This is a genomic window from Wandonia haliotis, from assembly GCF_039523435.1.
Lineage (GTDB): Bacteria > Bacteroidota > Bacteroidia > Flavobacteriales_D > Crocinitomicaceae > Wandonia > Wandonia haliotis.
The window spans coordinates 2,904-9,192 of record NZ_BAAAFH010000017.1 but is presented as its reverse complement, the minus strand read 5'-3'; the positions used below and the strand labels follow the sequence as shown (position 1 = coordinate 9,192).

Below are 6,289 nucleotides of genomic sequence, written 5' to 3'. Positions count from 1 at the left end.
CAACAAGTAATTACACCTACAATAAGATCGGGGAGTTGATCGAAGACGCATCGGAAGACATGGAGTTGGAATGGCGATACGGGGATCACAAGTTATTGAGGGTCATGCGTACGGATGCAGCGAGTCCGAATCTTGAGTTTCACTACAATCCATTCGGTCAACGCGTTCTGAAAATGGCTCAAATCCGTTCAGGAGGAGTAACTACAGGTAATTTACAGCTTACTTTTTACGCGTATGATGCCAACGGCCAGGTAATGGCGGTATACAACTATGATTTGAATGAGGATGAGTATAAACTCAACGAACGCCATTTGTACGGAGCCGAACGTTTGGGCGTGAATTCGGAAGAAGTGGTGATCTATGCCAATAACACCTTTACTCCCTATACCCACAAAGAAGAAGACGTGGTACACACGGAGGAGAGCGGACATAAACGGTATGAGTTGACCAACCATTTAGGCAACGTACTTGCCGTCATCAATGACCGCAAAATCTACAACTCCACAGACCAGAATTACGATCCTGTGCTCCTCTCATGGAGTGATTATTATGCGTTTGGAATGACCATGCCGGGCAGGAATGGTGGTGTAAATAGTGAGCTTTATCGCTATGGAATGCAGGGCGGTGAAATAGATAACGAGATTAAAGGAACTGGTAATAGCTATGATTTTGGGGCAAGGATGTACGACCCAAGATTAGGGAGGTTTTTTACCACAGACCCTTATATGAATTCGTATGGCTTCCAGTCACCTTATGTATATGCAGGTGATAGTCCTGTTATGGCGATTGATTTTCAGGGGTTGTTTAAAATTGAAGTTAATGTTCAGATGACAAATTCTGCCGGAAAAACTGAAAATATTAAGCTAATATTTAAACATAATAAACCTCACAAGGTGAAGCTAATTAATCAAGATACTGGACGTAGAATGAATTTCAACTTTAAAACTACGGAACCAGGTAGAGGGGGAACTTCTTTGGCTACTATGATTACAAATTCTACTGATGAAATAGATCCTGCATCAAATGATGTGAAAAGGGTTTTAGAAGCCAGATTTGGAGATTATTATATCACAGATATATTAACGGAGGCTACTACAAATAGTGATAATTTGGATATTGTAATCATTGGTAATGATGGAGTTTCTGGTAAGCGTGTGTTAATCAGTGAAGGGCGTACAAACGCAGGTACTCCTGTTGGTAAGAATATTTGGGGAAATTCATCAGGGCAAGAATCTTTCTTTTACAATGATACAAGAAGTGGTTCAAGTGAATGGGTGATTGTTCACTTTGATGGTAGTGAGGAGCGTTTTTCAAATAGGGGAGATATGGATAGAAGATGGTTTGAATTAGAGAAACAATATACACAAAAAAGAGCTAATACTGTCAATGAAAATTATTTTCAAAATAAAGCTTCTGATGTTCAGTCGAGGTACTCACTACCAAATCCAAGTCAAAACATAACATATAAAGGTATGGAGTTAAAACCTGCTTCGCAAGATGGTGTCGGTATTACTGTTGGGGTTGATTTGACACGATTTTCAAAACCTTCTAAAAGCAGTACAACAAAAAAGAGAGATAATTCATTTACTAAAAGCAAACATCCAAGGTGGCTATGAGAAAAATCATATTGTTACTAATAGTAGTATTTTTAAGTAATATTTCTTTTGGACAGGATAATAGTCAAATAAAGGGGTATAAACGACTATTGAAGGGAGTATTGTTATCAAATGGATATATGAAGGATATTAAATTTATCCGACATATAAAAAGGAAACCTTTAGGTATTGAACTTTCTCTTTCTGAACAAGAGTGGAGAGATGTAATTGTTTTTAAAATCAATTTAAAACAAGATTCTTTTACCTACATTATATTCGATACAAAAAGCATATGTTTATTGCATAGTGGAGGATATGAGTCTAAAGGAATTACTGAAAAAATTGATGACTTATTTTATAAAATCTTAAAGAGTTGTGACTGATACCTGTATAGAAATTTGGCAGGATATTTTCCGTCTCACCAGTCACCTTGGAAACATCTTGGCTGTCATCAACGATCGTAAAATGTGGAACGCTACGGATGGCAATTACGACCCTGTGATCCTCTCTTGGAGTGATTATTACGCCTTTGGAATGACCATGCCGGGTAGGAATGGAAACACTGGAGAGTATCGCTATGGTTATCAGGGAAGTGAAATGGATAATGAGGTGAAAGGAAATGGAAACTCTTACACTACCGAGTTCAGGCAATACGATCCTCGTTTAGGGCGTTGGCTTAGCATAGACCCTAAAGCAAGTAAGTACCCCTATGAAAGCCCGTATGTGGCGTTTCATAATAATCCAATATTTTATACAGATACAAGAGGTGATGACCCACCTGAAAAGCTTGCAAGTGCATTTGCGGAAGCTTTTAAAAAGGCATGGTCTGATTCATTTAGGGAAAATGGTAAGAGAGCAGTTTCAGGAGAAACCGGAGGTGTTTTAATTAAAGTTACCACTTCAACAGAAGTAAACGGAGAAACTATTCAGAATGTAAACTATGAAGTACACAAATATCAAGTAACTCAACAGGGATATGTACGTTTGAATTATAGTGGTGTTCCTGATAATGCCGAGATTGTAGGTGATTTTCATACTCATCCATACGATGAAAAAGAAACAAAGCAAATAAGGAAATGGGCACCAGACTTTGAGCCCTCTGCTGTACCTTTTAGTTCGTCTGATCTTAAAGATATGTCAATTCAAATTGCCAAAGGTAATATTACAGAAGGAGATGTTTCTTTTGTAGTTACAGAAAAGGTTTTATACGGAATCGTTGTGGAAGATGAGAAATTAGCAAAATCTTTCTTATCTAACGTTGAGTCTGAATTAAATGATCTTGAAATTGATATAATGAATGGGACTGTAAAACCTAAAGAGGGGCAATCATTCAATGAACTACAATGGCAAACTATACTAGATGTTCAAAAAGATTATGAAGCAGAAACGGGCGAAAGTTCTGGAGTTAGTTTTGTTAAAATAGATCATAATACGGACACCAAAGATTAATCATTATGAACGTATTCAGAAAAATGTTACTTTCTTTACTTCTTATCAGCGGTTCAGCTATGGGAAATAGCACTTATTGCCAAGGTTTAGACAATAGTGGTATAATGTTGTATCAAGGGAAAAAGGTTTGCAAACTAAATAAATATCTAACCGATAACAATCTTGATTTTAAAAGATGTGTTTTAACTGTTCATGGGGGACGTGATGTATTAGGAGTGAGCGTTTATTTAAATAAACACCTTTTGATAATACGGTTTAAGAAAAGTTTCTTAGTTACAGATAAAAAAGTACTTAATGATGTTAACAATAATTGTTTATCGTCAAAATATATCCGAAAATCAAAGATTGAATCAATTGAAATTTTGGATTGGGAAGAATAGATTTTGGTAGTGTTCCAGATTTATTGATGAATGAAATTTTTTAATTAACCATTTGTTTTTCAGTTGGTAGGAGGCTTTTTCGTACGACCGTAACGGAAATTTACTATCTTTAAATAGAAACGGAATCGGAACGGAGCTAGACATGGACAGATTTGTGTACAATTTAAAAAAGGTTCATATAATGAGTCATACAGTTCATTTAGAGTGAGAAATAAAATCAAGAATCATAAAAGTTATGAGGATTATGATATCATTGATTCAGAAGATTTACCTAGAAAACTTAAATTCTCTAAAAGTGTGATTTTTGAAAGGGAGGTATTGTTGAATTTGGGTGTGAAATTTATTTATTTCAAAGAACTAGATAACTGTATGTGGTAGGAAAGATTCTTGAGGTGATAAACGACTGCAAAATATGGAACGCTACGGATGGCAATTACGACCCTGTGATCCTCTCATGGAGTGATTACTATGCGTTTGGAATGACCATGCCGGGCAGGAATGGTGGTGTGGGGTATCGTTACCAATTCAATGGGATGGAACATGATTCTGAGGTATCAGGGAATGGAAACAGCTATACAACGGAGTTCAGACAGTATGACTCGAGGTTAGGGCGTTGGAAGTCGTTAGATCCATTGATGGCAGAATATCCGGGTATGAGTCCGTATGTAGCGTTTAATAATAATCCGATTTATTTTGTGGATCCGTTTGGGTTGGAAGGTACGAATCCTGATGGTGGAGATGGTGATGTGAGTCAATATATTGATGATGGACGAGGTCCGGGGATGATGGGAGATCATGGGAAAAGTAAACCAGGTTGTGCTTCAGGTGATTGTCAGGCATATCGTACTCCAAATAGAGAATCTGGCGCGGTTAATGAACAGGGCAATGTCTTTTTACCGAAAAGTGCGGATATAACTCAGGTTGACGACAAGAATCGTGTTACTCGTTTTTGGTATGATGATGACGCTTACGTTTGGGATTCGGAAAAAAACTGGTATTATGGTGTTGTAACAGGAAAGGAATACAACGAAGGAGATTATTCGGATGGTTTAAGTAATAATTTTTCTCCTTCAAGAGAAGGGCGTGAACAAGCTGCTGAAAGTTGGAGATACTTCATTTATAGTCCTTTTGATGCAATTGCAGATTCTTGGAAACATTCAGATATATGGAAAACAGGCTATTTTACAACCTATTGGGAACTGACATCATATCAACAAGGAGCTGTAGATGGAGGTTTCTTTACAAGTTTTGTGGATGCACTGCCAACTGTGGCTTTGTCTTCTGGATTAGGAGTAGGAGCTTTGAGTTACACAAGGTCTCTTGGAGGCTTGAGTATTCCAGTATATAGAGTTTATGGTGGACAAGCTGGTCGTTTTGGAAATTATTGGACTCCGATTAACCCGAAATTATATGGAGGCACATATCGTAATTTTGCTGGTCTACCAAACTCAAATTCAGGGGCTTTTTTACTAAAAGGATATATTCAACTTAATAACATCAATGGTATTGGTTTAGCTAAACCAATACCTTCAAGTGGTACATTTGGTCGATTGGTTATTGAGTTTAGGATAAATAATTCTTGGAATAATGTTTTATGGACCCCTTTAGATGTTATCAAAACAAAATTTTAAAATGAAAAATATTGAACTTTATGATTCTCTAAAAAATCTTTATGAAATCCTAAGAGATGAAGGTTTTAGTAAAGAATTAGATTCTTTAAATAAATTAATGTATTCTTTAGAAATTAATGATTTAATTAACTTTAGAAAGTACTTTAAATCAAAAGATATATGGGGGGGAGCAGGTTCTATAAGAGATATTAGTATTAGAGATATTGATAAACAAAATAAAATTGATACCTACCTAAAAGTTATTAAAAACCTTGGTAAAAATATATGATTATAGCAGCGATGTCATATAACCACCCGATTGTCTGCTATTTTTTTAAATGAATTTAGGTGTCTAATCATTTGTAATGCTATGAACTGGTTTATTTTCAATAACGAAACTCCACCCTGGTGCGGGGCGATAGCTTGACGCAGCAGGCAGCCGACTGAGCACTGTTGGGAGTCTGCGACAAAAATGCAATTAATTTTAAAGTATTAAACTCTATGTACAAATTTGATATTTATGATTTACTCAGTAGAGGAACTTTTTTAGACTTATGGATTAATGAAGATACTTTGGATTAGGGCTTCGTGCTCATAGAAGTTTTAATCCCTTTTATGGATTTGGTAAACCTATTAAATAATAAATGTTTCCGAAGAAAATACATACAACAGATATTGATACATTTTTTTTCGAAGTAACTGACCGATTTGAATTAAAAAGTATTATTCAAAATATATTTACGGATGAGTGGATTTTCTTTTATTTTAAGAGAACAGAGAATTTAACCGATGATGTGATTTTAGAATCTTTAAAAGAAGATATAGATAATGATTTTAAAGAGTATGGTGAGTATCAATATTTACAAAAAGTTGATGATAACCTGTTTGATTCTGTTGGTGTTTTAAAAAAATCTATCATGTTTTCGAATACTGTTCTCAAAATGTGGGAATATTATTATTCGGTATTTATTTTTCAGCCAGTCTCAATAGATATGTGGGAGAGTTACAAAAACTTTGCAACCGAAATTGCAATAAAAGGAAGTGATCTATTTGGTCGGAAACATATTGAATTAGGGTTTTGTGAATTTGTTGTAATGAAAAATTTAGGAGGTAATGAATTGATTTTGTCATGTAAAAAAGAACTATCGGATGAAATTCTTAAAAACATTGGTGTTAATCCAATGGTTTGGTAGTGTACCAGATTTATTGATGAATGATTTTTTAACTAACCATTTGTTTTTCAGGTGGTAGGAGG

7 protein-coding genes are annotated in these 6,289 nt (G+C 35.4%); all 7 read left to right on the top strand.

Features of this window, described 5'->3' with window-relative positions; translation table 11 throughout:
- A partial coding sequence (locus ABDZ97_RS12290; protein WP_343788077.1) for an RHS repeat-associated core domain-containing protein occupies positions 1-1,616 on the top strand: 1,616 nt, incomplete at its 5' end.
- Positions 1,613-1,978 carry a hypothetical protein gene (locus tag ABDZ97_RS12285; RefSeq protein WP_343788075.1) on the top strand — a complete coding sequence of 122 codons (366 nt, stop codon included), beginning with the start codon at positions 1,613-1,615 and terminating at the stop codon, positions 1,976-1,978. The genes ABDZ97_RS12290 and ABDZ97_RS12285, both read left to right, overlap by 4 nt.
- The gene (locus ABDZ97_RS12280) at positions 1,971-3,044 is read left to right on the top strand and encodes an RHS repeat domain-containing protein (RefSeq protein WP_343788073.1); all 1,074 of its coding nucleotides are present in this window, start codon (positions 1,971-1,973) and stop codon (positions 3,042-3,044) included. The genes ABDZ97_RS12285 and ABDZ97_RS12280 overlap by 8 nt, the downstream gene beginning before the upstream one ends.
- A gap of 5 nt (positions 3,045-3,049) precedes the next feature.
- The gene (locus ABDZ97_RS12275; RefSeq protein ID WP_343788071.1) at positions 3,050-3,424 is read left to right on the top strand and encodes a hypothetical protein; all 375 of its coding nucleotides are present in this window, start codon (positions 3,050-3,052) and stop codon (positions 3,422-3,424) included.
- Between the two features lie 371 nt (positions 3,425-3,795).
- Positions 3,796-5,055, top strand: coding sequence for an RHS repeat-associated core domain-containing protein (locus ABDZ97_RS12270; RefSeq protein ID WP_343788069.1), 1,260 nt, complete (start codon positions 3,796-3,798; stop codon positions 5,053-5,055).
- Between the two features lies 1 nt (position 5,056).
- Complete coding sequence (locus tag ABDZ97_RS12265) at positions 5,057-5,323, top strand: hypothetical protein (protein WP_343788067.1); 267 nt, start codon at positions 5,057-5,059, stop codon at positions 5,321-5,323.
- A gap of 355 nt (positions 5,324-5,678) precedes the next feature.
- Positions 5,679-6,227, top strand: a complete 549-nt coding sequence (locus ABDZ97_RS12260) for a hypothetical protein (protein ID WP_343788065.1) — start codon at positions 5,679-5,681, stop codon at positions 6,225-6,227.
- The last annotated feature ends 62 nt before the right edge of the window (positions 6,228-6,289 follow it).

What these genes read in the sequence shown, in the direction of transcription:
- ABDZ97_RS12285 (WP_343788075.1), top strand. Translation starts at nt 1,613, where the DNA reads ATGAGAAAAATCATATTGTTACTAATAGTAGTATTTTTAAGTAATATT.
- ABDZ97_RS12265 (WP_343788067.1), top strand. Translation starts at nt 5,057, where the DNA reads ATGAAAAATATTGAACTTTATGATTCTCTAAAAAATCTTTATGAAATC.
- ABDZ97_RS12260 (WP_343788065.1), top strand. Translation starts at nt 5,679, where the DNA reads ATGTTTCCGAAGAAAATACATACAACAGATATTGATACATTTTTTTTC.
- ABDZ97_RS12275 (WP_343788071.1), top strand. Translation starts at nt 3,050, where the DNA reads ATGAACGTATTCAGAAAAATGTTACTTTCTTTACTTCTTATCAGCGGT.